Origin of the sequence: Maribacter aquivivus (assembly GCF_900142175.1) — a bacterium.
Classification (GTDB): Bacteria; Bacteroidota; Bacteroidia; order Flavobacteriales; family Flavobacteriaceae; genus Maribacter; species Maribacter aquivivus.
On sequence record NZ_FQZX01000001.1, the window covers coordinates 1,368,522 to 1,394,523 of the forward strand.

Consider the following 26,002-nt stretch of genomic DNA (forward strand, 5'->3'; position numbering starts at 1 on the left):
ACTATTTACCTACTATTAGAAGAATTGATAGTTTATAATTATTTATTCAAAATAATTATACGTTACATAACCACCTTTTTTCAAATATTGATCTTTTTGCATCAATTTTAAATCATGTGTCATCATGTCTTTTACCAAACCTTGTAAGTCATATTCAGGAATCCAGCCTAATTTAGTATTTGCTTTTGTCGCATCACCAATTAATAGTTCAACCTCTGTTGGTCTAAAATATTTAGGATCAACCGCAAGAACTTCTTTACCGATTTCTACTTGAATATCCGGATTAGAACATGATTTAATATATCCTTTCTCTTCAACACCTTCTCCTTTAAATTCTAGTTCAATACCCATTTCTGCAAATGCCATTCTTACGAATTCACGAACAGGAGTAGTTTTGCCAGTTGCAATAACCCAGTCTTCTGCCTCTTCAGCTTGAAGAATCATCCACATCATGCGCACATAATCTTTAGCATGACCCCAATCTCTTTGCGCATCTAAGTTACCTAGGTAAATTTTGTCTTGTAAGCCTAAACCAATTCTTGCAGCTGCTCTTGTTATTTTTCTAGTCACAAAAGTTTCTCCTCTAATTGGCGATTCATGGTTGAAAAGAATACCATTGCAAGCAAACATATTGTAAGCTTCTCTATAGTTTACAGTAATCCAAAATGCATACATTTTTGCAACTGCATACGGGCTACGTGGGTAAAAAGGAGTAGTCTCTGATTGTGGTACTTCTTGTACTTTTCCGTATAATTCTGAAGTGGATGCTTGGTAAATACGTGTCTTTTTCTCAAGACCTAATAAACGTACGGCATCTAAAATTCTTAGTGTACCTAAACCATCTGCATTACCAGTATATTCTGGAACTTCAAATGAAACCTGCACGTGGCTCATTGCCGCTAAGTTGTAAATCTCATCTGGTTGAATTTCTTGTATTAATCTAATAAGATTAGTACTGTCTGTCATATCACCATAGTGAAGTACAAAATTTCTATTCTCAATATGTGGGTCTTGATAAAGATGATCAATTCTGTCTGTATTAAACATAGACGCTCTTCTTTTTAGACCGTGTACTTGATATCCTTTTTTTAATAAAAATTCGCTTAAATAAGCGCCGTCTTGACCTGTGACTCCAGTGATTAATGCTACTTTCATACTATTGTAAAATGGATTTATAATGTTTTATTGTTTCTTAATTATCTAAAAGCTTTATTTAAAAGTTAGATAATTGTACTATTTAAAATATATTTGAATTAATGTTTCCGCCAAACAATCCACTATAATAAGTATTTTGTTTTACTGATAAATAATTTAAAAGGTTTAAATAAGTATAGGGAATCATTTTGTAAAGTTATTATAACTAGTTTTTAAAAGTATAATTATGTTTTACCACAACCTAGATTATAATAATTTAAGTCTTTAGAAGTCAGTATAGATATTAATAGCAGTACTAACTGTGGTTAATGGTTGTGAGGCAAATTTAGAATATTATTTGAGTATTATCGCTCAAAAAAATCAAACCTTAGGCCAACTATTGATATATTCGATAAACTGTGTTTTCAATGCACTATATAATGGTAATGTGCGATGAATGTGATGAAATCTTAATAAGTGTGGGATTTCTTTTTTGATGATTCATTAAATTATTCGTTGTTATTTTTAATAATCAGAAGTCTTTTAAAGTCATCGATTGTAGTTGTGCAAAGATGATATGTAATTGTATTGTAACCTTTGTCCTACTTGACTTTGTGGTAATTGTTATATTTTACTTTGTGACTAAGTCAGTGGAGTATTGATGTTAAAATTAATTAACGTTATACAAGTAGAAATGTAGTTGCAGCTTGCTTATTACAGTGCTTGTTTCAATAGGATTAAACTTACCTAAAGGACCATTCTATAATTAGCAATTTGTATTAAATTTTGTTAAATTTTAGTAAAATTCATACAAAAGCGGTGCAGTTATTAATATTTAGCTTAAGTTTATTTCATCAAAATTTAACAGATATCTCTAATGTATTAGAAATAGATTTGAATTTTGATTTGAAATTTTTATTGTTTTTCCCCGTTATTTTATCAACTTAAACCACCATACGATGATATCTAACATTTTAAACGGGAAACTAACATCTTCTTATCAGAAGAAAAAGTTAGTTTCTCTTGAAGATTGCTACATGCACCTTAAGCCTTATTTTAGGTTAAAGAAAAGTGCGAAGAGTAACGAAACCGATAATGTATTGGTTCGTAAAAAATCAAAGAGTGCAAAAGTTAAAAATGCATTCAATTCCATTGAGCAAAATCAAATTTTGTACGCCAAAATTATGACCGAAAGGTTGTTGAAAGTTTAGGCAATTAGAAAATGAGAATGTTTTCTTTATGAAAGTGTTTTCTATTTTAAACAAAAAGTGCTCAATTGGTATTTAATATAAAGTGTAATAATGAATTTTAGTAATTCATTATTACACTTTTTGCGTTTTATATTAAACGTTATAGCTTACCTAGCTCTCAATTTTTAGCGGACTTATTAAGCTCAAATGCTTCCATAATATTTATGTTTTTTCTTCTCTTTCAAACGCACATCTAGTATTCACTACACATCAGCGAAACTAAATATCTATTCTATAGATTTATAATATATTTATCGCACAATGTTATAATTGTAAATTTTAATCGCTGCCATGATAATGTTCGTTTAATAAGTTAGAGACCTTTTGTTTATTTTTAATGAAGTAGTAAATACCTGATTAAAATGACTAAAGAAACTTTAAGTTATAAGACCTTTGTGGCTGTTGGTTCCCCTAAATTTTGAATTGCAATAACCTATTTATTAAAGAATCTTGGAAGTACTGACACATTTTAATCCTTTTGAAGGCCCAGAGATAAAACATATTCTGCACACTACAGATGCGCAAGAAGAGATTTGGTATTCTTGTTATTTTGGTGGTGACGATGCGAATAAAGCATATAACCTTTCATTGATCATTGAATTTGAAGGTAATTTAGATATTACCGCATTACAATGGTCTGTTGACATGCTTATTAGTAGGCATGAAGCTTTACGTTCTGTATTTAGTCCTGATGGAAAATTTATTAATGTATTTGCGGCTATCATCGCAAACATAGATTTACAAGACTATGCTGGTCTATCTTCTCAGGAAAAAGATGCTGCAATAAAAAGCTATACCAAGAACGATACTGGTAAGGTCTTTGATCTTACCAAAGAACCATTAATACGATTTGCGGTTCTTAGAACTGAAGCTGACAAATTTCAGTTTATAATGACCACGCATCATATTGTTTGTGATGGTTGGTCCTTAGGTATTATCATGCAAGAATTAGGAGCCTTGTATTCTGCAAAGGTCAAAAATGTTTCTCATAATCTTCCTGATTCGGTGCCGTATACTGAGTATGTGGCGCATCAAAATGAAATAAAAATAAGTCCGGAATTCAATCAAACGGAACAGTACTGGTTGAATGTCTTTCAAAACGATATACCGAAAACTAATCTTCCTACAGATTTTAAACAGATAACCAAGAGAACCTATAACGGTGCACGAATTAATCAGTTATTAGATAAAAACGTAGTAAAAGGTATTAAACAAACTGGTATTAAGGGTAACTCTAGTTTGGTACTTACCTTAATGGCGGCTTTTGAAATATTACTGTATAAAATTACCAAACAAGAAGGTATTGTGCTGGGGTTGCCTGTTGCAGGGCAATCATCTATGGGCGCAAAGCATCTTGTAGGGCATTGTGTGAAGTTGTTACCGATGAAGAGTAATCTAGACATTGACGACAGTTTTATAGACTATTTAAAGAAAAGAAAATCTGCCAATTTTGATGCTTTCGAGAATCAAGAATTGTCATTTGGTAGCTTATTAAAGAAGCTTAACATTCCTAGAACTCCAGGTAGAGTCCCATTAGTACCTGTAGTTTTTAATGTTGATATGGATTTGGACGATGGCGTTACTTTTGAAGGGCTTTCGTATAAATATCATAGTAATGAACGAGAATATGAAACCTTCGAATTATTCTTGAATGCCACAGGGTCGAAAGACAATATAGTTTTAGAATGGTCATATAATACCAACTTATTTAAAGAAAGTACTATACATGCTATGGGCGAATCTTTCAATGCTATTTTAAATAAATTGATTGAACAGCCTAATGCTAAATTATCTGAAATACTAAACAGATCTAATGAAGATAGTATTGTAACGGGATTGTCATTAGACTATCCTAATACTACGCTTCATGAATTGTTATATAAGCAGGCTACAAGTACGCCAACAGCAATTGCATTAGAATTTAAAAACGAAAAGGTTACCTATGCAGAGTTGCAGCGAAAAATTAATAGTACTGCTGTGTACTTGTGGGAAAAAGGTATAAGACCAGGAGATACAGTTGCTATTTCATTGGAGAGATCACCTGAGTTAATTGCGACGCTATTTGCAATTCTTCAGTGTGGTGCTAGATATGTGCCTATAGATACCGGATACCCTGATAATCGTACCTTATTGATGATTTCAGATGCTGAATCGGCGTTCTTTATTTGCGATACATCTAAACAAGCGCTAGAACATGGTGCTAAAACGATTTTCATTGAAGAATTAAGAATCAAAGCAAATGAAACTAGTGAAACCATTATTGATGTAAAAGTACCTTCTGATGCAGGAGCGTACATTATATATACTTCTGGATCTACAGGAAAGCCAAAAGGCGTGCAGGTAACACATAATAATGTTGTGAACCTGTTGTTTTCTATGGGTAATGAGCCAGGTATTACACCAAATGATAAAATATTTGCTACCACAACAATCTCTTTTGATGCCATGGTTATGGAGATTTTCTTGCCATTGATTCATGGTGCCAGTGTGGTATTGGTCGATGAAGAAACACGAAAAGATGGTCACCTTTTATTACAAAAAGCAATAGAAGATAACATAACCGTTATATGGGGTACGCCAACGATATGGCAAATTTTACTGGATTCTGGTTGGAAAAAACCATTGCACATTAAGGCTCTTATTGGTGGCGAACCGGTTTCTAAAGCACTTTCATTAAAGTTGCTAGAAAAGGTTGATGAAGTATGGAATATTTATGGTCCTACGGAAACCACCGTTTGCTGTATACTTACAAAAATTACAGATCAAGATGATCCTATTACCATAGGCAAGCCTATTGCAAATACAGATATTTATATTCTAGATGCTAACGGTAAACCAGTGAGAACTGGGGAAGTTGGAGAAATAGTTATTGGTGGCGACGGAGTAACCAATGGATATTTAGGACAGGAAGAACTTACCAACGAGCGTTTCGTTAACAATACGTTTCAAGCTGAAACGAGCACTAAAATGTACTTGTCTGGCGATTTGGGTAAACTTTTGCCTAATGGTCAAATTGAATGTTTGGGTCGTAAAGATGGGCAGGTTAAAGTTCGCGGACATAGAATTGAACTTGGCGAAATTGAACATTCTTTAAATAAATTGAAAGGAATTCAGTCTGCAGCCACTGATGTTAGAAATAATGCTTTAAAAGCATATGTTGTTTATGAAGGTACAAACGATGAATGGGATACTGATGTTGCACTTTGGAAGAAGCAACTAGCATCTGAGTTACCCGTTTTTATGTTGCCCCATGAATATATTAAATTAGATGAATTACCAATTACCTTAAATGGTAAATTAGATAGAAAAAATCTGCCAGATGGTACGCATATAATTACTAATAAAGTAGAAAGCACGCAACCTTTTACCAAGGCGGAAAAATTAGTTTCTGAAGTTTGGAAAGAGTGTTTGTTTTTAGATACTATTAATTTAAACGATGATTTCTTTGAATTAGGTGGACATTCTTTAATTGCTGCCAAAGTAATGACTAGGCTAGAAGAAAAATCTGGTCAACGTTTGCCGTTATCTTCTTTGTTTGAATATTCAACGGTTAAAAGTCTGGCGAGTTTATTAAAAATTGAGGAGAATACCGTAACCTGGGATTCAATGGTGCCAATTCAAAAAAACGGATCTAAAACGCCACTATTTATAGTTCATGGTGCAGGGTTAAATATACTTTCTTTTAAAACTTTAAAGCATAATATGGATCCTGAGCAGCCTATTTATGCTTTTCAGGCTAAAGGTTTAGACGGTAAAGAAGATTTATTGACTTCTGTAGAAGAAATAGCAGCACATTATAATGAGTCTCTTTTGGCAACACAACCAAAAGGACCTTATAAGTTAGCGGGTTATTCTTCTGGGGGTATTATCGCCTATGAAATGGCAAAACAATTAATGGCAAAAGGGGAAGAGATTTCTGCTTTGGTATTGTTAGATACCTACGCCTATGCCCATTACGGTAAGAGTACTAGTTTAGGTAAAAAGATAGCTTATGGTAATTATTTAGCTAATAAGACCTTGCATGTTTTAAAGCAATTATCAAGTAGAGAAGGGTTTAAATATAGGATTGGAGTCACAAAAGCTAACTTGAAGAAATTGTATTTAAGATTAAAGAAAGATAAAACTACAGTATCTAAGACGGATTATGATTGGGAGTATGAAGGTCGAATTATTGAGCATAATAAGGTTGTAGATAGGTATCATTTAAAATCCTTGCCAATAAAGGTCGATTTATTTAGAATCGAAGATGTTATTGATTATACGCATGATAGTGTAAATCTTGGCTGGAAATCTTTTGCAGAAAACGGAATTGAGCTACATTATGTACCAGGAGATCACCTAAGTATGTTTAGCCCTCCTAATGATAAAGTTTTATCAGCATCGCTGCAAAGAGTGCTTGATAACAACTAAAGCTTAGAAGTTTTCTAATAGTTAAATAGTAATAGCCGCTAAAATTTCTTTTTCGCTATAATTGTCAGCACCCATATAGCTTAGATAGTGCTCTGTACTGCTATCTTTTCTGGAGTGATGCCATAAATTAAAGCCTGCATTTTTGAACAGTAGTTCGTAATTGTGAGAAAATGAACGCTCATAACCATAAGGTTCAGAATGCTTATTAATTTTTAAATCATGATCAACGCCGTTGGGTTCAATAGCAATGAAAATGGTATTTCCTAAGCGATTTACCTGTTGTAGAAAATCTTGTAGTCTACTTTCAGTAAAGTACTCTAGAACTCCTCTAGAAGTTACAAAGATCATATTTTTGTTAGCATAGGTATTAACCCAATCAAAAGCATCACTAGCTACGAATTCAAGTTGCGTGTTCTTTTTGTAAGTTTCCTTGTTCTGTTTAATCTGATTTTGATTTAAATCAATACCTACAAATCTTTTAATTTGAGGGAGCTGTTCGCTTAGGTAATTCAAGACCTTTCCATTACCTGTCCCTATCTCAACTATAGTATTGAAACCCTCATTTTCAGTTGATAATTTCTCCTTCAGCAATTCAAAAATAAAAGAGCATTCCGGTAAGAAATTGTTTTCAAAAGAGTCTTTTGTTGCAGCAAAAAAGTTGTCACCCTGATGTTCCCAATATGCTTTATGAAATTTAGACAGGGTTTCGTGATCTGAATTTTCTTCTACTTTTCTTAAAAGAGATTTGCGGATAAAACGTTCAGTTAAAGTAATTTTGTTTCCGTCAGTGATAGTCATGCCGGTTTTAGCAAATTCTTCAGCCTTTTTAGGCATTAGAAAGACAAGTAAATCACCAATAAAAATTATAATTTTACTTTTCATCACAGTGTAAAAAAAAATAATTGATATGCAATATTAGGTATAAAGTCGATTGTTTTTAAAAAAACTTAATTCTCTTAGTGGAAATTTTTAGTCATTTATCGATGAAATCTGCTTATAAACTATGGTTATTTATCCTCTTTTTTTAATCTCAATTCTATTTCGAAGAACGTCATTTTTTTCTCGATGAAATTTTAGGGAATAAAAAAATAATAAATGGAGTGATTTGCACTAATGTTTACTGTAAAATATTGATATTCAATTATTTGTGATATTTTAGTTATCAAGATATTACTTTTAAGCCACTTCTTTGTAGTCAAATTGTTTATGATATTTAGTAATTTTACTTGATTGATTATTTGCAATATTTTAGACAGACATGTGTATTGAAAATGAATTAGTTAAAACATTAGATGGATTAAATTTCTATATAATCCATCTAATGTTTTAAAAGTTCGCCATTTTCAACTAAAAATAAGTAAATAGCAACCCCACAAGTCTATACCTAATTATCATTTTATAATGGAAGCCAAAAAAGCGAATTTAATAACTGATTCTACCATAGCATATTGGAAGAATATTTTATTAGATGATGTCAAATTATTAGATCTACCTAGTAGAAAGTTAACTGTAAAAAATAGTGTTGATCAAGGTTCTTTGTTACGTACCCAATTTTCTGCTGATGTCACAAGTAAAGTAAAAGCCAATATAGTTGGCGATAATAAGATTGAGGCTTTTTTTATTACAGCGTTAAGTATTCTTTTACAACGATACACCAATCAAATTGATATTGCATTCGGTTTAACTTTCGATGATAACGACAATGCTCATAATAATCTAGCGTTATTTAGAAATAGCATAGACCCTACTACAGACTTTACTACTTTAAATAATCAAGCAAAAGAAATACTTGCTTTACATAAAGCGAATCCATACCCGACCGATAAATTTTTAAAAGATTTTAATCTGGTAAAGGACAATGGTGAGAACGTTGTTTTAGATGTTGTACTAGCCATAAATTCTATAAAAGATTCGGCTACTATTTCAAACGATACCGATGCTACAGATGCCATTGAATTTATTGGCTCGGTCCATTCTAAGTCGAATATTAAGGTGGTATTGAATATTGCTGATGAGCATATTAAATTCGATCTAATTTTCAACGAGAATATTTTTGACAAAGAGTTGATCATGCAATTCATGCAGCACTATAAGCATATTGTGCCACTCTTAATTGAACAATCTTCAACAGCAGTTGGTAGTCTTAATATTCTTTCAGAAAAAGACCAATCTACATTATTGAATGAATTTAATAACCCTTATGCAGCATACCCAAGAGAGAAAACTATTGTTGATTTATTAAATGAGCAAGCAGTTAAAACTCCGAATAACATAGCGGTAGTTTACGAAGAAAATTCGTTAACCTATGCTGAGCTTCATAAATTATCGAATCAATTTGCCGACTATCTTATTAAAAAACATGGCGCCGCCAAAGGTGATTTTGCGTGTTTAATACTGGAGCGTAGCGAATGGTTGATTGTAAGTATGATGGGTATTATAAAGGCAGGGGCTGTGTATGTACCTGTAGACCCAAATTATCCCGATGAGCGAATAGATTATATTAAAGAGGATAGTAATTGCGATTTTACGGTTGATGCTGCGGCAATAGAAGAATTTAATGCCACTAGTGATACGTATTCTACTGAAGAAGTTAAAGACATCAACTTAGAACCTAGCGATTTAATATATATTATTTACACTTCTGGTACTACGGGTAAGCCCAAAGGTGTGCAATTAGAGCATAGAAATATTGTTAGTCTGTTCGTAAATGATGAACCATTCTATGATTTTAATGAGACTGATGTTTGGACCATGTTCCATTCGTATTGTTTTGATTTCTCGGTTTGGGAAATGTACGGGGCATTGTTATTTGGGGGTAAACTTATTATTCCTTCAAAAGAGGTGATTAAGGATCCTTACGAGTTCATGTCCTTGGTAATTAAGGAAAAGGTGACGATTTTAAATCAAACACCTTCATCTTTTTTAAACATTATGGGTAGTTTGCCTACAGATGATGTTGATTTAAATTTACGATATGTCATTTTTGGGGGAGAAGCTTTATTTCCTAAGTATCTAGAAAAGTGGTACTGTAAATTTCCAAGTATTCAATTTGTAAATGGGTATGGTATTACAGAAACGACCATATTTACAACGTTTAATATCATTGATGACGAAGATATCAAAACCAATATTTCTAATATTGGTAACTGTATATCAACATTATCTTCTCATGTGGTGAATACCAATAACCAATTGCAACCTATAGGAGTTATAGGTGAATTATGTATTTCTGGTCATGGTCTTGCAAGAGGATATTTGAACAGACCAGAACTGACTGATCAAAAGTTTATTGATAATCCTTTTGAAGATGGAGAAAAAATGTACCGTTCAGGTGATTTAGTAAAAAGACTTTCTGATGGTACTTTAGAATATATAGGTAGAATAGATCACCAAGTTAAGATTCGTGGGCACAGAGTAGAATTAGGGGAAATTGAATCTTCTATTGATGCTATTGCAGGGATAAAGCGTACGGTGGTATTGCCTAATACAAATGCAGAAGGTGAAGCCAGGTTGGTTGCATACCTTTTAGCTGATGGTGATAAACCTGAAATAAGTAGTATTAAGCAAGAGCTTTTTGATAAACTTCCAGAATTTATGATGCCTACATTTTTTATGTGGGTAGATGAGTTTCCAACAAATTCAAACGGTAAAATCGATAAAGAAAAATTACCGGAGCCAGAGTATCTCAGGGCAACATCAGATGTAATTTTTAGAAAACCTCGTACTAAGACTGAAAAAGGACTTGCCAGTATTTGGGAAAAAGAACTAAAAGTATCGGGTATAGGTTTAGACGATAACTTTTTTGAAATGGGCGGTACTTCTATTGTAGCGCAAAAAGTGGTTAACGCCATTATGAAAACACTTCAAGTAAGAATACCGGTAACCAAATTATATCAGTATACTACTATTTCTGGGCTTTCAGCATTTATGGGAGGCGATAAAAAAACAGCATTGTTTTCTAATAAGCGAAACGTAAAAAATAAAAATAAATCTAAGGATGTAGCTATTATTGCCATGTCTGCTAGATTTCCAGGAGCTAATACTATTGATGAGTTTTGGGATGTTTTAAAGAATGGAAGAGAAACAATTTCATTTTTCACTCCAGAGGAATTAGACCAAAGTATTCCTGAAGCGACACGAAAAGATCCTTTGTATGTTGCCGCAAGAGGTATTGTCCCTTCTGCAAAAACATTTGATGCCCGCTTTTTTGGATTGACTCCTAAATTTGCTGCGGCAATGGATCCTCAGCAACGTTTGTTCTTAGAACTGGCTTGGGAAGTACTTGAAGAATCTGGTCACTTGCCAGAACATTATACAGGTAGAGTAGGGGTTTATGCTGGTACGGGTACAAATACCTATTATAAAAAGAATATACTGCCCAATAGTGAAGTTGTAGAGGCTATTGGTCAACTGCAGTTAGATACCGCAAATGAGAAAGATTATATAGCATCAAGAACAGCATATCAGTTAGATTTAAAAGGACCTGCAGTTAGTGTGCATTCCGCTTGTTCTACATCGTTATTGGCAATTGCCGAGGCGGTGGAAGCAATACGTAACGGGCAGTGTGAAATTGCTGTTGCAGGTGGGTCTAGTATTACGGCACCAATGAATAGCGGTCACTTGTATCAAGAGGGGTCTATGCTGAGTACAGATGGCCATTGTAGACCTTTTGATGCTCAAGCTAGAGGTACCGTTTTTAGTGATGGTGCAGGTGCTATTATACTTAAAGATTTAGAAGAGGCAAAGAAAGATGGCGATATTATTTATGGCGTTGTAAAAGGTGTTGGTATAAATAATGATGGTGGTCATAAAGGTAGCTTTACAGCGCCTAGTGCAGAGGGTCAGGCTAATGCAATTGCAGCAGCTATTAATGATGCTAATATTTCACCAGATACTATCAGTTATATTGAAACGCATGGTACGGCGACACCATTAGGTGATCCTATAGAAGTTGAGGGATTAAACCTTGCCTTTGGGGAACAAGAGAAGCAGAATTTCTGCGGGCTAGGTTCTGTGAAAAGTAATATGGGGCATATGACTGCAGCAGCAGGTGTTGCCGGTATAATAAAAACAGTTTTAGCATTTAATCATAAAGTAATACCACCTTCATTAGGTTTTGATAAGCCTAATCCTGAAATAGACTTTGAAAACAGTCCGTTTTATGTCAATAATAAGCTGTCTGATTGGAATGTTAAAGGTCAGCGAAGAGCAGGTGTAAGTTCATTTGGTGTAGGTGGAACCAATGTGCACATTGTAGTAGAAGAATATGAAATGGAAGCGAGGACTTCTAAATTTCAACGCCCTTTACAACTACTACCTATTTCTGCGAAAACCAATACAAGTTTAGCTGGATACGAAACAGTATTAAAAAAACATATCGATGCTAAACCAGATTTAAATTTGGCAGATGTAGCTTACACGTTAAGTACTACTAAAGCAAGTTTCAATAATCGTAGATTTATTTTAGCAAGTGATACAAAAGACGCTTCTGCATTTTTGATTGATAACGATCTAAAAACGACACAGTCATCAGTTGTAAAAAACATTCCTAGTGAGATCGTATTCTTACTCCCAGGTCAGGGTTCCCAATATTTGAACATGGGTAAAGACCTTTATGATGGGGAAAGTGTTTTTAGAGAAGCTGTAGATATTTGTGCTGATTTATTATTAGATACCATAAAAGTAGATATCAGAGAAATCATTTTTCAGGATGCAAGTTCTGAGGAAGCAGAAAGTAAGTTACGAGATACCCGCTATACACAACCTGCATTATTTACTATAGAATATGCGCTTTCACAATTATGGATGAGCTGGGGAATACAGCCTACTGTATTATGCGGACATAGCCTTGGGGAATTTGTAGGTGCTCATTTAGCCGGAGTTTTCAGTTTAGAAGATGCCTTGAAATTAGTTTCAATGCGGGGTATTCTGGTAAGCGGACTTCCAAAAGGGAGTATGCTTACCGTGAGAATAGATCAAGAATCGCTAGAAAAAATTCTTCCGAAGACATTAGCTATAGCAGCTGTAAACTCAGCAAAGCTTTGTGTAGTATCTGGTGAAGATGATGAGATAACGAAATTCAGTGAACTTTTAAAAGAGCAGAGTTTAGCATACCGTTTAATTGCTACCAGTCATGCTTTTCATTCCTTTATGATGGATCCTATTTTAGAGGAATTTGGTGATGTGGTCAAGAATATCAACTTAAATATTCCTGAATTACCAATAATATCAACCGTTACAGGTACTTGGCTTACAAATGAAGAGGCTGTAGATCCTGTATACTGGACAAACCATTTACGAGATACCGTAAGATTTTCAGATGCTATGGATACCATAGTAAAGTTAGAAGACGTTGTCTTGTTAGAAGTGGGTCCGGGTAATACGCTTACTACTTTAAGTCGCCAGAATAAAGGTGCAAAAAATATAAAATCTTTAGCTTCATTAGCTATCCCGAAAAAAGAGGAGAATTCTTATAACGGGGTATTGAAAGCTTTAGGGCAATTGTGGTTAACTGGTCTTACCATAGATTGGAACGCCTTATACACAAACCAAGAAAGGCAAAAACTTAGATTACCAACCTATGTTTTTGACCGCAAACCATGCTGGATCGATCCTCTGGTTTCTATTCCAAAAGAAAGAACCCATTTGAATGCCGATCAGCCGATAACTAGAATAATAGAAAAACCAAAAAGTGCCGCACCAATGAGAAACGTCTCTATTTTAAATAAAATTTCAGAGTTAATTTCAAATTCATACGGAATTGAGCTTGAAGTTGCCGACAAAGACAGTAGCTTTTTAGAATTAGGATTAGATTCTTTAATTCTAACACAAATGGCTATTACCTGTAAAAAAGAATTTAAGATACCAATTACATTTAGACAGCTAAATGAAGATATAAATACTCCTGAGCTTCTTGCCAATTACTTGGATAAGAACTTACCGGCAGATGTAATGGCACCACAACCGGTTGTAGAAGCAGCTCCTCAGCCAGTTGCCGCTTTTAATCAAGTTCAACAAGTTGTTCCTGCTAATTATACCACTTCGGCTACAAACCAAACGGCTATAGGTCTAATAGGTGAGCAGCTTAATTTGTTAAGTCGACAGCTTCAGTTATTACAGGGTAATACTGTAGCTCAAGCCCCACAGCCTGTTGCTGTTCCAAATCCTGCTCCTGCAAAAGTGGTGAATGGGTCTTCTACTTTAGATGCACGTTCAGAACAAGAAACGATGGAACATAAAAAACCATTTGGAGCATCACCTAGAATTGAAAGGCAATCCACTGGTTTAGATCAGGCACAATCGCAGTATTTAAAGGATCTTACAGTAAGGTACAATACCAAAACTATTGGTAGCAAAAACTACGCTCAAAATAATAGAGCTAAAATGGCAGATCCTAGAGTAGTATCTGGTTTTAAGCCATTAACCAAAGAGTTGGTTTATCCAGTTGTAATCGGTAAATCTAAGGGTAACCGTCTATGGGATGTAGATGGTAATGAATACATAGACGCCTTAAACGGATTCGGATCTTGCTTTTTTGGATATCAGCCAGATTTCATTAAAAAAGCCATGCATGACCAAATTGAATTGGGTTATGAAGTAGGACCACAACATCCTTTGGCAGGCGAGGTTTGTGAACTTTTATGTGAATTTACAGGTCATGATAGAGCTGCTTTATGTAACACAGGGTCAGAAGCTGTTCTTGGAGCTATGAGAATTGCTCGTACTGTAACCGGGCGTTCGCTTATTGTTGCGTTTACAGGTGCTTATCATGGTATTAATGATGAAGGTATTGTAAGAGGTTCTCAGAAAAAGAAAACGTTTCCGGCAGCAGCTGGTATTTTACCAGAAGCAGTTCAGAACATGTTAATTCTTGATTATGGTACAGATGAAAGTTTGCAAATAATTAAAGATAGAGCTCATGAAATTGCAGGAGTGCTAATAGAGCCTGTTCAAAGTCGTAGACCAGAATTTCAACCCATAGAGTTTATTAAGAAAGTAAGAGAACTAACTACTGCAGAAGAGATTGCTTTTATTTTCGATGAGGTTATTACCGGTTTTAGAATGCATCCGGGTGGAGCGCAGGCATTATTTGATGTTAAAGCTGATTTAGCAACTTATGGTAAAGTAATTGGCGGCGGAGTATCCATCGGTGCTATTGTAGGTAAAAAAGAGTATATGGATGCGCTTGATGGCGGATTTTGGCAATATGGTGATGACTCATACCCTGAGGTTGGGGTTACCTATTTTGCGGGTACTTTTGTACGTCATCCTTTAGCACTGGCTTCTGCAAAGGCAGTCTTGCTTCACATGAAAGAACAAGGTCCAAGTTTGCAGGCAAATGTATCTGCTATGACAGAACGTATGGCAAAAAGCTTGAATGCTACTTTTGCAAAAGACGGACTCCCAATAGAAATCACTTATTTTGGATCTTTATGGAGATTGAAATTCAAGAAAGATATTCCGTATTCAGAATTGTTGTTCGTTAGTATGCGTGAAAAAGGAATTCATATTTGGGACGGTTTCCCTTGTTTCTTGACCACTGCGTATACGAGCGATGATGTTGATTTCTTGATGAAAACGTTATTGTCTTCTATAGACGAATTGGTAGCTGTAGGTATATTATCTAAGGAAGCAGTAAATGGTAATCATGTGGTTAGCTCGCAATCTTCTTTTGATAAATTGAATACGCCTCCGGTACCTGGTGCACGTTTAGGAAGGGATGAAAAAGGCCAACCAGCTTGGTATGTCGCAGATGCTAGCCAAGAGAGCGGTTACTTGAAAATTGAGATTTAAAAATAGAAAGATTTAGAAAATAGATATGACTATTTAGATGACACATTTATTGTTTACTTATTTAACCGATGAAGGCAACGATTCTTTTTTTGCTGAAGCAAAGCATCGTTTCTCGACGGAGTTTGTAAACAAGTTTTCTAAATATAAACGTTGGCAAGATGCAAAATCTACCATTCTTGGTAGGTTGTTATTAGCTTACGGATTAAAGAATTTGTATCAAGTAGATATAAATAACCTCAAGATGAATTTCTCTAAGGATAAAAAACCCTTTTTAGAAAATTCATCTATTCAATTCAACATTTCACACTCCAATGATGTAATTGTTTGCGCAATTACATCGGTGGGTGATATAGGCGTTGATATTGAGAAAATCAGTGATATCAATATTCATGATTTTATAGATCAATTCTCTCAGTCAGAATACGAAGCAATCATAAGTTCGTCAAATGTACAGGAGCAGTTTTATAGATTTTGGACCCAAAAAGAGGCTATTGTTAAGGCAAATGGTTCTGGTTTGCATATACCTTTGAATTCATTTGAAATAAATAACCATCAAGCAACAGTTGCGGATCAATGTTATTTTTTGAAGGAAATACCTCTCAATCCCCAGTATATATGCAATGTAGCCACCCAAAATATAATATCCGATAACGTAATGACGTTAACAAGTCTTAATACGGAATTAATTACAGGTTTTGGGTCATGTAACAATTTTAAATCTTTTTGCTAATAGCGGTGTATGCCTTGTATGGCCGTTAAAGTGCTTTCGTTTATATCTAATCTGCTTAGGCGGTAATTGTGATATAGATAGATTTCTTAATTACGACGATTATATAAACGATGACGTCGGAATTTATAAGCAATCAATTTTTGTTTGATTTAATTTTGACCCTTACCATGTACAATAACTATAAGCTACAAACTTTACTATTTATGAAAGCTGATATTTCCCCATTTAATTTTAAGAACATAAGAAATTCATTGTTTAGATTTTCTTTACTATTACTAGTTGCATTACAAATTTCATCTTGTGGTAGTGCAAAAAAGTCTTCTTACTTTAATGAAGTAGGTAACAATTCATTTGCTACTTATTTTGAACCATTAGAACCAATATTACAGAAGAATGATTTGTTGAGCATAAACATTACCAGTTTAAATGCAGAAGTAACAGAGATGTTCAACCTAGCCAATAACGCTGGTGGTGCGCAACCTACAGGGTATTTAATTGATCAAGATGGTTTCATACGTTTTCCGGTTTTAGGTAAAATAGAAGTTTCTGGGTTGACCAAAAAAGAGCTAAGAGAGTATATTAGAGGAGAATTAATTTCGAAAAAGTTATTAATGGAGCCCATTGTAGATATTCGATTCATGAACTTTAAGGTTTCTGTTTTAGGCGAAGTAAATCAGCCTGCAGTTTTTACCATTCCAAATGAAAAGGTAACATTACTTGAGGCTTTAGGGATGGCAGGTGATATGACCATTTATGCACAGAGAAATAATGTTTTGTTGATTAGTGAAGAAGATGGAGTTAAGAGTACAAAAAGAATTGATTTGACATCAGACGAATTATTTACCTCTCCGAACTACTACTTAAGACCAAATGACATCGTTTATGTTCAGCCTAACGATAGAAAGGTTAGAAACACCTCTAATGCTGCCCAGTGGTTTTCAGTAATACTAGGTTCTTTATCATTAGCGGTTATTTCTATTTCTACTTTTAAGTAAACTCAACAATATATCTTTAAAAAAAAAACAGTTTACTTAAGTCTTAATGTTTTATAACCACCATAACCTGGTTATGTATACTGAAGCTTAATTACCCTAAAATTGAATGTAATGACTGAAAAGGAATATTTCGATTCACAAATGTCTTCCAAAGAAAATGGAGAAAATTTTGATTTGAAAGCACTGTTTGCCAAATACCTTAAATCGTGGAAACTTTTTCTGATTTCTCTGATTGTATTTTTGGCTTTAGCTGTGGCTGCCTTACAATTTGTTCGTACGTCTTATAATGTTACTAGTAAAATACTATTAAAGAACGAAACAGCTACTATTGATGCATCAGGTAATAACTTGGTGAACAATAACCCTTTTAGTAACTCTGAAAAGGTAAACAACGAAATTGAAGTACTTACTTCTGTGCATTTAATGCGGTCGGTGTTAGATAGTTTGTCGTTACAAGGCAAGGTTATAGCTCCTGATGTTTTTCCTGAGACAGAATTATATGGTTCTGAACTGCCTTTTAAGATTGTAGTTGATACCCTATTTCCACTTGCTTATGAAACTACTTTAAAAATTAAAATTGAAGGTGCAGATAGCTTTAGTATTACTGAAGAGTTTGAAGATGCTTTAACAGACTCTAGTACTTCAAGTTCTTCTTATGGCTATAATACCTATAATTATGGTTATAAAATTGAAAAACCATACGGTATTTTTCATATTGTTGAGAATGAAAAAACGACTTCAAAAGATGCTGAGTTCGTTGTTGAATTTAGAGATATTGATGAATTAGCACATGACTATGTAAAAAAGGTATTAAATATTTATGTAGTTAATAAAGATGCTTCGGTTATAAATATTGAATTGAAAGAATCAAATCCAGAAAAGGGTGAAGATATTATTAATGGTCTAGTTGAAATGTACGGTTATAAAGCATTTTTAGAAAAGAATGCTGTAGCATTAGAAAATGTAAAATTTATTGATAATCGTTTAAATACGCTTTCCGTAGAGCTTAGTGAAGTAGAAATGAACGTGGCACAGTTTAAAACAGAAAATGAACTTGCCAATGTTGAGTTTGATGCCAATTCTTTTGCTGCACAAGAAATAGATTATGGTAGAAAATTGACCGAGTCTGAAATCGAATTAAAGGTTCTTAGTGCTATCGAGCGTAATTTAAAAAGAGGAGATAGTGAATCTACCATAAATTCGTTGAGTGTTACAAGCGCAAATTTAATCTACCTAATTGATAGTTATAATAAATTATTAATAGATAAGAAAAGTCTACAAAGAACCGTACCTGAGAACAATCCTAGAATGATTGATATTAGGGGTCAATTAGAACAGCTTAGGAGAAATATACTTGGTAGTCTTTCTACATCTAAGCAAAGCTTGAGAACTACTATTAATAGTATTAAAGGTAGGTCGGATCAATTTGTTGAAAAGAAGCAACGTATACCGAATATGCAAAGGCAGTTATTAGAAATTAGCAGAGAGCAGGGTATTAAAGAGAATTTATTTTTATATCTATTGCAAAAAAGAGAAGAAGCAGCTTTAATGGTTGGTGTTAGAAATGATAATTTCACAATCATTGATAGAGCAATAACCGATTTTGAATCTGGCTCGCCTAGTAAAAAATCATTTCTTTTAATTTCCTTTTTAATGGGACTTATAGTTCCAATAGGTTTTATACATTTAAAAGATGCACTTAACTCTAAAGTCACTAATAAGAAAGATGTCGAGGCAAAGTTAAATGTGCCGGTTATAGGCGAGATTGTACATAATAAATCTAAAAATAACCTAATAGAAAAAGGGGAAGAAGAAAGTGCATTAGGACAGAGTTTTAGAATGATGAGAATGAATCTAGACTTTATGCTCTCTAAAAAGAAAGTGCAAACGGTTCTAGTAACTTCGGCAATTAAAGGTGAGGGAAAAACTTTTTTCTCTTCAAACATGGGTGTCGCTTTGGCTTCATCAAGTGCTAAGGTTTTAATACTAGAATTAGACAAACACAATCCTGAATTGATTGAAGCTTTGGGAGAAACCAAAAAAGAGTATGGTATTTCTAATTATTTAAACCAAAATCATAATACTATAACCGTTAATGATCTTCTAATTCCGGTAAATAATAATCCAAATCTTTTCGCAATTGGTTTGGGGTCTGAAAATATTGACGGGCTAGAGTTTTTCAATTCGAATAGAATGGAAATATTAATGAATAATTTAAAACAAGAATTCGATTATATATTAATTGATTCAGCACCAATAGGTAAATTGGCAGATACTTTTGCACTTTCGAGATTTACAGACTGTTGTATTTGTATGGTTAGGGAAAATCACTCTAATCTAGAAGATTTAGCGATAATAGAAGATCTTAAGGTGAACAAAAAGTTTAAAAACCCAATGGTGGTTTTAAACGATGTAACTTCTAACGAATAGGTGATTTATTTCACACAAAATTACTACACAGGATAAAACAACAATGAATATATATTATATTATTACTTTGTTTTTTTTACTATTTGCTTCTAAAGCCAATTTTTTAGTTCAATCTAATTTAGCGTGGTTTGGTTTTGAAGTGTGTATGATATTTGTTGCCTTTTATTTTAAAAGGGTGAAGAAAAAAGATGTGCAGTTTTTTTTAATAAGTGCTGGAGTTTATTTTGTTTACATTTTATTTCGATTCAAATTAAATCAGTTACCCAGCGATTATTTTAAGAGTGATGTATTTTACTTTTTCAAATTTGTACTTACTTCTTATTTGTTCTGTTTGATATTAAAAGAGAAGACTCTTTATTATTTAGTGAAAGTCATTTCACATTTGGCACTGATATCCATTGTTTTTTATGTCATTCAATTTTATCAAAACGGGGCTATAGTTAAAGCGATAGGCAATACGTTCGAAAGCCTAACGGTCAATGATGAATCATCTAGGTATACTAATTTTTTAATATTTACCTATGATACTATTCATTACTACAGGAACTCGGGATTTTGTTGGGAACCAGGGGCTTTTGGTTCATTTTTGACTTTAGCACTTTTGTTCAATTTTTTAATGAATGATTTTAAGTTAAATAAAGAAGCATTTATTATTACACTTGCTATTTTAACAACGGTATCCACTACTGCCTATTTGGGTGTATTTCTATTATTTTTCTTGAGATATCGTGTTTTAAACAAGGGTAGTAAAGTAGCTATTATCGCCTTTGCTATAATTTTTGCATTAGCAATACCTAATGTACCATTTTTAGGAGACAAAATAGTTGAGATTTATGATCAGGATATTAAGGATCTTAAAAGAATTGAGCAATTGTCTACTTATTATGATGATGTGCAAAGACAAATTCCTTTGAATAGATTTGCTAGTGCAATATTTCTATATGAACAATTTGATTGGAAATTGTTTTTAGGTGTTAGTAACCAATATGATGAATATTACATACATGAATATAATATTAATATTTCTAATGGAATCATGGACTTTATTACCAAATTTGGAGTCGTAGGTCTTTTTGTTTTGTTGTATCGTTATGGAGCTGTGTGTAAGGTGTATCTCCGTAAAACGGAATATGTGATCTATTCCATATTAATTTTAATAATTCTAAGTTTTGGGGAACCTATATTGATGCTGCCTATTTGTGTCATATTCATGTTTTTACCCAAATTTAAGAATCAGGATTTTTCGGCATTATCTTATGCTTATAAAACTAAATATTTAAAAGTAGCAAATACCCAATAACCGATAATGATAAAAGCATACAATACAGTAAGGGTATTTATTAAATCTTATTTCGAAGGAAATTCAAGAACTAATTTGTTGGTTAAGAATGTGTTTTCTTCTTTGATATTAAGAGGTTTGGGGACTGCCATTAACTTTCTCTTTGTTCCTTTGGTTATTAATTTTGTGAATGCTGAACGTTATGGAATTTGGTTAACATTAAGTTCAGTATTAACCTGGTTTACACTTTTGGATATAGGTTTTGGAAATGGATTGCGAAATAAGTTTTCTGAGGCGGTCGCATTAGATGATATTAAAGAACAACGAAAGTTAGTACATACTACAGCAGCTGTTTTAATACTTATTTCAGCCCTCATCTTTATCCTTAATATCATATTTACCGATCAAATAAAATGGGATGAGTTTTTAGGTGTTGATGCTTCGTACAGAACGGAGTTGCAGCAGCTTGTATTTTTACTGATTTCCTTTTTTAGCTTACAGTTTATATTTCAAATTTATAATCCTATACAGTACGCATTACAAAAACCGGCAATGATTGCGAGAACAATTTTGGTAGGTAACGCGCTGGGTTTAATAGGTATTCTGTATTTAAGAGAATTTTCTGAGCCTTCATTGTTTAATTTGGGTTTTGTAGTTATGGGTAGTAATGTGCTTTCCATATTTTTATTTACAGCATATTTCTTTATCGTTCAAAGACGAGATTTAATTCAAAAAATAGAAAGACCTACACTAGATACTTTAGGGTCTATTTTTTCTCTTGGTATAAAGTTTTTCTTTTTAAACATTGCATATATGGTGCAATTTCAAACAAGTAACTTTTTAATCAGTAAATATTTTACACCAGAAAAGGTTACGGAGTTCAATATCGCTTTTAAGCTGTTTAGCGTGGCTTCTCTAGTTTTTGGTATCATACTTAGTCCGGTGTGGAGTTCGGTTACCAATGCCCAGGTAAATAACGATTATACCTGGATCAAGAAGTTAATTAAGAAGTTGCTACTAATCTGGGGTATTATTGCTGTAGGAAGTATTATTGTTTTAATGATTGCACCTACCATTTATCACTTATGGATTGGTGATATTATTACGATACCGTTCATAACATCATTAGGTGTGTTGCTTATTGTACTATCTAATTGTTTTTCTTCAATTTTTATTAGTGTCCTAAACGGTATGGGTAAAGTAAACCTGCAATTTTACATTTCCATTTTTGTTATCATATTTTTTGTACCCATAGCTTATTTTCTATCGGTAGAGATGAGTTACGGTATTTTTGGAATATGTATGGCAATTGTCATTACAAATGTGAACGGTTTAATAGTAGCACCATATCAGGTGTACGTAGAAATGAGAAAAAATCGAAAATTACCAGCTTAAAAAGTTGTAATAAACTAGAGATGATGTCAACTAATGAAAAGAAATTAATTACTGTTTTACTTACGGTTCACAATCGTAAGATGAAAACGTATAGCTGTTTGCAAGCATTATCTAAATGTATTTTAGATGATGGTTTCGAGTTGAATATATTCTTGGTAGATGATGGTAGTACTGATGGTACGACCGCGTATTTGCAGGATAAGTTTGATAATCTTCGGATTATACAAGGGTCAGGAAGTTTATTCTGGGCCGGTGGTATGCGAGCTGCCTGGAAATATGCCAATGAGCATGAAAAAAATACAAATTACTATTTGCTATTAAATGATGATACCATTGTTTTTGAAGATACTATTACCAGATTGTTCAGTGATTTGAAAGCTACTAATGAGCCGAAGAGTATTATAGTGGGACCAACTATGGATCCAGATACAAAAAAGATATCCTATGGCGGACATCAACTATTAAATAGACTGACTTTTAAAAGTAAAATGTTAATACCTAATAATGAGTTTCCTCAAAAATGTGAGTTAGGTAATGCCAATATAATGTTGGTACCTAAAGAGGTATTTGTCGAAATTGGATCACTAACAGAAAATTATACACATGGTATAGCGGATTTTGACTACACTCTGAAAGCTTTAAAAAATGGTATCAATACCTATATTTCTAGTTCTTACTGTGGCTATTGTATTAATGACCACGGAGTAAGTTGGTTAAGTCAAAAAAGTAATTTAAAAGATCGTTTAAAGTATTTGTATAGTCCTACAGGATTATCATATAAAGAATATTTACAATTTGTAAAAACACATTTTCCATTACATCTACCACAAGCCTTTTTATTGTTGTGGTTTAAAACCTTATTTCCTATTGTTTGGCAATTATTTAAAAATGAAGAATATTTAAAATGAATACGGATTTGTCCATATCCCCCTTACTTTTTATTATTTTTAATAGACCGGAACAAACAAGAAAGGTCTTTGAAATGATAAAAAAGGCTAGACCTAAAAAACTGTATGTTGCAGCAGATGGACCTAGACAAAATAGTACTGATGAGCAACGTTGTAAAGAGACTAGAGCTATCATAGATTTAGTGGATTGGGACTGCGAGGTTAAAACACTTTTTAGAGAAGAAAATATTGGTTGCGGCTTAGGACCAAAAAAAGCAATTGATTGGTTCTTTGAAAATGAAGAAGAAGGTATCATTTTAGAAGATGATTGTTTGCCTTCAGAAAGCTTTTTTAAATTCTGTTCAGAACTGTTAGAAAAATATCGAGATAATAGCCAGATAATGCATATTGGAGGTTCTAATTTTCAGAACGGATATGTTTCAGATTCTGATTACTCGTACTACTTCTCTTATTTCAGTCATGAATGGGGTTGGGCTAGTTGGAGAAGAGCTTGGAAACATTATGATTATGAAGTGTCAACGTATCCGGAGTTAAAAAAGAAAGGATATTTCGATAAGTACTTTTCTAATTTTATTGAAAAGAAATACCGACTTAGCAAGATTGAAAAAACAATTAATGCAGAAGAAGTTACTTGGTGGGATTATCAGTGGGATTATACCAAATTAATCAATTCAGGATTATCTATAATTCCGCATCAAAACATGATTAAGAATTTAGGTTTTGGTGAAGATGCTACACATACTTTAAGTGCTAATGATGAAAGGCAAAAAAATGAAGCTCATGAATTAAAATTTCCCTTAGCACATCCTAGTTTTGTAATTAGAGACATAAAAGCAGATAAGAAATATTTTAATTGGTTTTTTAAAACCACAGTTCTACGTAGAAAAATATTAAGCTTCTTGCGATTTCCAGGATATTCAAGCTTAGGCTAATTTTAAACGAATTGGGTCAATGGTATTGATTTTGTTGCAGATTAGTTATCAGAATTACAGTTGAAATCAAGTAAAATAGGTTCTCTCGGTTCAAAATCGATATCATCTCTATAGTCTACAACTTCAAAACTATATTCTGGCCAAATGATATTGGTAGGATTACATGATTCATAAACTAGGCAGTCAGTTATTTTATTGCCACCAGAAGTATCAAAAGCTGCAAATATTAATGAGTTAGATGCTGGTAGCCCTCTGTCTTGTCCTAACTCTCCACATATAATTTGCTTCGCACGTAATCTGTTAAAAGTTACATTCCCAGAACCTTCAACTGAAGATGCAACACCATTTCCCATCTCTAAAAAGTCAACATCTTCAACAAGTCCGCCCGTACCTCCACGTGCACCTTCAGTATTTTGATCTTCAAACATTACACCAACACCCCTAGGGCTATTGTTGCCAACTATCAAACCTTTTTTAATCTGTTGTCCCGCACTTTTGTAAATACTAATATTGTCTTCGGTCCATGCAATTTCTCGGTCATTTATTACTGAAAAATTCTCCAATAATCCTCCAATACATTTATCGTATTGTACTAATTGTCCTCTAGGAAAAGGACCTCTCATATTGTGACCTTCAATATAGGTCAATACAGACTCATCGCATTGATCTAATCGAATACCGGTAGAGCCATCTTCTACTTTTACATGGGTAATTACTAAATTCTCAGTATCAAATCCCTCAATACAATTTCTGGTAGCATCTGGTAAAGGACCACTAGAAGGGGCATCTGTATATTTAATGGAACAGTTTTCTATCGTTAAATTATCTGCCTTAGCAAATTTAATACCCATATACGCACCGGTGTAATCAATAATACAATTTGATATGACGACGCCTGTAAATCCATTAATTTCTATACCATGCTGATTTAATGTTTTAATATGCAGGTTTTCTATGCGCTGGTTATTTTCAGTGACAATTATTGGACCTGAATCTTGACGAATGCTTGTGCATGGGGCTTCGACAATCTCAGGTTCTACTGTTTCAGGTTCAGCAATTGTTGGTACTACGGTATAGTTTTCTTCCGTTCCATTTTCAGAAGTTACAGTATAGGTAACTTCCTCGCTAAAATCTTGTGGAGTAGTGGTATCTGGTATTACGGTTGCAGCCGAATCAACGGTAATGGTAGGTTTTAGTTGAAGCGTAGATATGCTACTGGTATCAATGTCAACATATATAAGATTTTGTTCTTCATCAATAACACCTATAATATCTGTGTTCAAACCTATATTATCAATTGATTGTATGCTGAAATTAGAAATTCTAAGCGTTGGGATAAAAACAGCTTCTTCCGTTGAGGTATCTTTAATTATAGATTCGCTAAGAATATCATGGTCAGACGAACAAGACCCTAATTGTAAAAACGGGAATGTTAGTACAAGTAAAATAAATACTGTAGTGTTGAAGTACATGGGTTTAAATGTGATTCTTGCCATAACGTTTATTTATATCATTGGGCCATGAATAAATATTGAAGCGTTTAGTCTGTATTGTCTAGTCTCTATGAATAACTGATTTTTCCGTTGAATGTTGTTCTTGAATAATAAACAGGTTAATTTATGGAGTGAATATTGATAATTTGTAAAAAAAAATATTACAGATGAAGAGATGTAATTTTTATAAGATGGTTAAATAATTAAAATAGATCTAGAAAAAATGGATTTATATGAGATAGTACATTTACTA

The 26,002-nt window shown here is 33.4% G+C and carries 13 protein-coding genes; 10 read left to right on the forward strand and 3 right to left on the reverse strand.

The features are described from left to right. Positions 1-42: 42 nt before the first annotated feature. Positions 43-1,155, reverse strand: a complete 1,113-nt coding sequence (gmd, locus tag BUC31_RS05820; protein WP_073242091.1) for a GDP-mannose 4,6-dehydratase — start codon at positions 1,153-1,155, stop codon at positions 43-45. A gap of 938 nt (positions 1,156-2,093) precedes the next feature. Between gmd and BUC31_RS05825 the strand changes: the two genes are divergently transcribed. After that, positions 2,094-2,345, forward strand: coding sequence for a hypothetical protein (locus BUC31_RS05825; protein ID WP_073242094.1), 252 nt, complete (start codon positions 2,094-2,096; stop codon positions 2,343-2,345). 489 nt (positions 2,346-2,834) lie between these two features. Further along, positions 2,835-6,794 carry a non-ribosomal peptide synthetase gene (locus BUC31_RS05830; RefSeq protein ID WP_084134949.1) on the forward strand — a complete coding sequence of 1,320 codons (3,960 nt, stop codon included), beginning with the start codon at positions 2,835-2,837 and terminating at the stop codon, positions 6,792-6,794. 21 nt (positions 6,795-6,815) lie between these two features. Here the strand turns inward: BUC31_RS05830 and BUC31_RS05835 are convergent, their stop codons facing one another. Further along, entirely contained in the window at positions 6,816-7,676 is an 861-nt protein-coding gene (locus BUC31_RS05835; RefSeq protein ID WP_073242098.1) for a class I SAM-dependent methyltransferase, read from the reverse strand. 519 nt (positions 7,677-8,195) lie between these two features. Here BUC31_RS05835 and BUC31_RS05840 point away from each other — a divergent pair. The 8 genes from BUC31_RS05840 to BUC31_RS05875 all read left to right on the forward strand — a co-directional run bounded on the left by BUC31_RS05840 (position 8,196) and on the right by BUC31_RS05875 (position 24,256). Continuing rightward, positions 8,196-15,587, forward strand: a complete 7,392-nt coding sequence (locus BUC31_RS05840; protein WP_073242100.1) for a hybrid non-ribosomal peptide synthetase/type I polyketide synthase — start codon at positions 8,196-8,198, stop codon at positions 15,585-15,587. A gap of 37 nt (positions 15,588-15,624) precedes the next feature. Next, the gene (locus BUC31_RS05845; RefSeq protein ID WP_073242104.1) at positions 15,625-16,317 is read left to right on the forward strand and encodes a 4'-phosphopantetheinyl transferase family protein; all 693 of its coding nucleotides are present in this window, start codon (positions 15,625-15,627) and stop codon (positions 16,315-16,317) included. Between the two features lie 203 nt (positions 16,318-16,520). Continuing rightward, positions 16,521-17,312 (forward strand): polysaccharide biosynthesis/export family protein, encoded by a 792-nt coding sequence (locus BUC31_RS05850; RefSeq protein ID WP_073243782.1) that lies wholly within the window; start codon positions 16,521-16,523, stop codon positions 17,310-17,312. Positions 17,313-17,423: 111 nt separating this feature from the next. Next, complete coding sequence (locus tag BUC31_RS05855; RefSeq protein WP_073242114.1) at positions 17,424-19,742, forward strand: GumC family protein; 2,319 nt, start codon at positions 17,424-17,426, stop codon at positions 19,740-19,742. A 382-nt stretch (positions 19,743-20,124) separates the two neighbouring features. Continuing rightward, on the forward strand, positions 20,125-21,042 hold the full coding sequence (locus BUC31_RS05860) for a hypothetical protein (RefSeq protein ID WP_139251899.1): 918 nt from the start codon (positions 20,125-20,127) through the stop codon (positions 21,040-21,042). Between the two features lie 6 nt (positions 21,043-21,048). Next, on the forward strand, positions 21,049-22,416 hold the full coding sequence (locus tag BUC31_RS05865) for an oligosaccharide flippase family protein (RefSeq protein WP_073242118.1): 1,368 nt from the start codon (positions 21,049-21,051) through the stop codon (positions 22,414-22,416). A gap of 23 nt (positions 22,417-22,439) precedes the next feature. Next, positions 22,440-23,324, forward strand: a complete 885-nt coding sequence (locus BUC31_RS05870; protein ID WP_073242120.1) for a glycosyltransferase family 2 protein — start codon at positions 22,440-22,442, stop codon at positions 23,322-23,324. 74 nt (positions 23,325-23,398) lie between these two features. Next, positions 23,399-24,256 (forward strand): nucleotide-diphospho-sugar transferase, encoded by an 858-nt coding sequence (locus BUC31_RS05875; RefSeq protein WP_211573847.1) that lies wholly within the window; start codon positions 23,399-23,401, stop codon positions 24,254-24,256. A gap of 41 nt (positions 24,257-24,297) precedes the next feature. On the opposite strand, the gene BUC31_RS05880 is transcribed toward BUC31_RS05875, so the two are convergent. Then, positions 24,298-25,752: a right-handed parallel beta-helix repeat-containing protein gene (locus BUC31_RS05880; protein ID WP_073242124.1), complete on the reverse strand. Its 1,455-nt coding sequence runs from the start codon at positions 25,750-25,752 to the stop codon at positions 24,298-24,300. Positions 25,753-26,002: the final 250 nt, after the last annotated feature.

Bases quoted from the DNA above. Each gene is read 5' to 3' on its own strand.
- BUC31_RS05840 (WP_073242100.1), top strand. From the start codon at position 8,196: ATGGAAGCCAAAAAAGCGAATTTAATAACTGATTCTACCATAGCATAT.
- BUC31_RS05870 (WP_073242120.1), top strand. From the start codon at position 22,440: ATGTCAACTAATGAAAAGAAATTAATTACTGTTTTACTTACGGTTCAC.
- BUC31_RS05875 (WP_211573847.1), top strand. From the start codon at position 23,399: ATGATAAAAAAGGCTAGACCTAAAAAACTGTATGTTGCAGCAGATGGA.
- BUC31_RS05880 (WP_073242124.1), bottom strand. From the start codon at position 25,752: ATGGCAAGAATCACATTTAAACCCATGTACTTCAACACTACAGTATTT.
- BUC31_RS05835 (WP_073242098.1), bottom strand. From the start codon at position 7,676: ATGAAAAGTAAAATTATAATTTTTATTGGTGATTTACTTGTCTTTCTA.
- BUC31_RS05850 (WP_073243782.1), top strand. From the start codon at position 16,521: ATGAAAGCTGATATTTCCCCATTTAATTTTAAGAACATAAGAAATTCA.
- gmd (WP_073242091.1), bottom strand. From the start codon at position 1,155: ATGAAAGTAGCATTAATCACTGGAGTCACAGGTCAAGACGGCGCTTAT.
- BUC31_RS05825 (WP_073242094.1), top strand. From the start codon at position 2,094: ATGATATCTAACATTTTAAACGGGAAACTAACATCTTCTTATCAGAAG.
- BUC31_RS05865 (WP_073242118.1), top strand. From the start codon at position 21,049: ATGATAAAAGCATACAATACAGTAAGGGTATTTATTAAATCTTATTTC.
- BUC31_RS05855 (WP_073242114.1), top strand. From the start codon at position 17,424: ATGACTGAAAAGGAATATTTCGATTCACAAATGTCTTCCAAAGAAAAT.
- BUC31_RS05845 (WP_073242104.1), top strand. From the start codon at position 15,625: ATGACACATTTATTGTTTACTTATTTAACCGATGAAGGCAACGATTCT.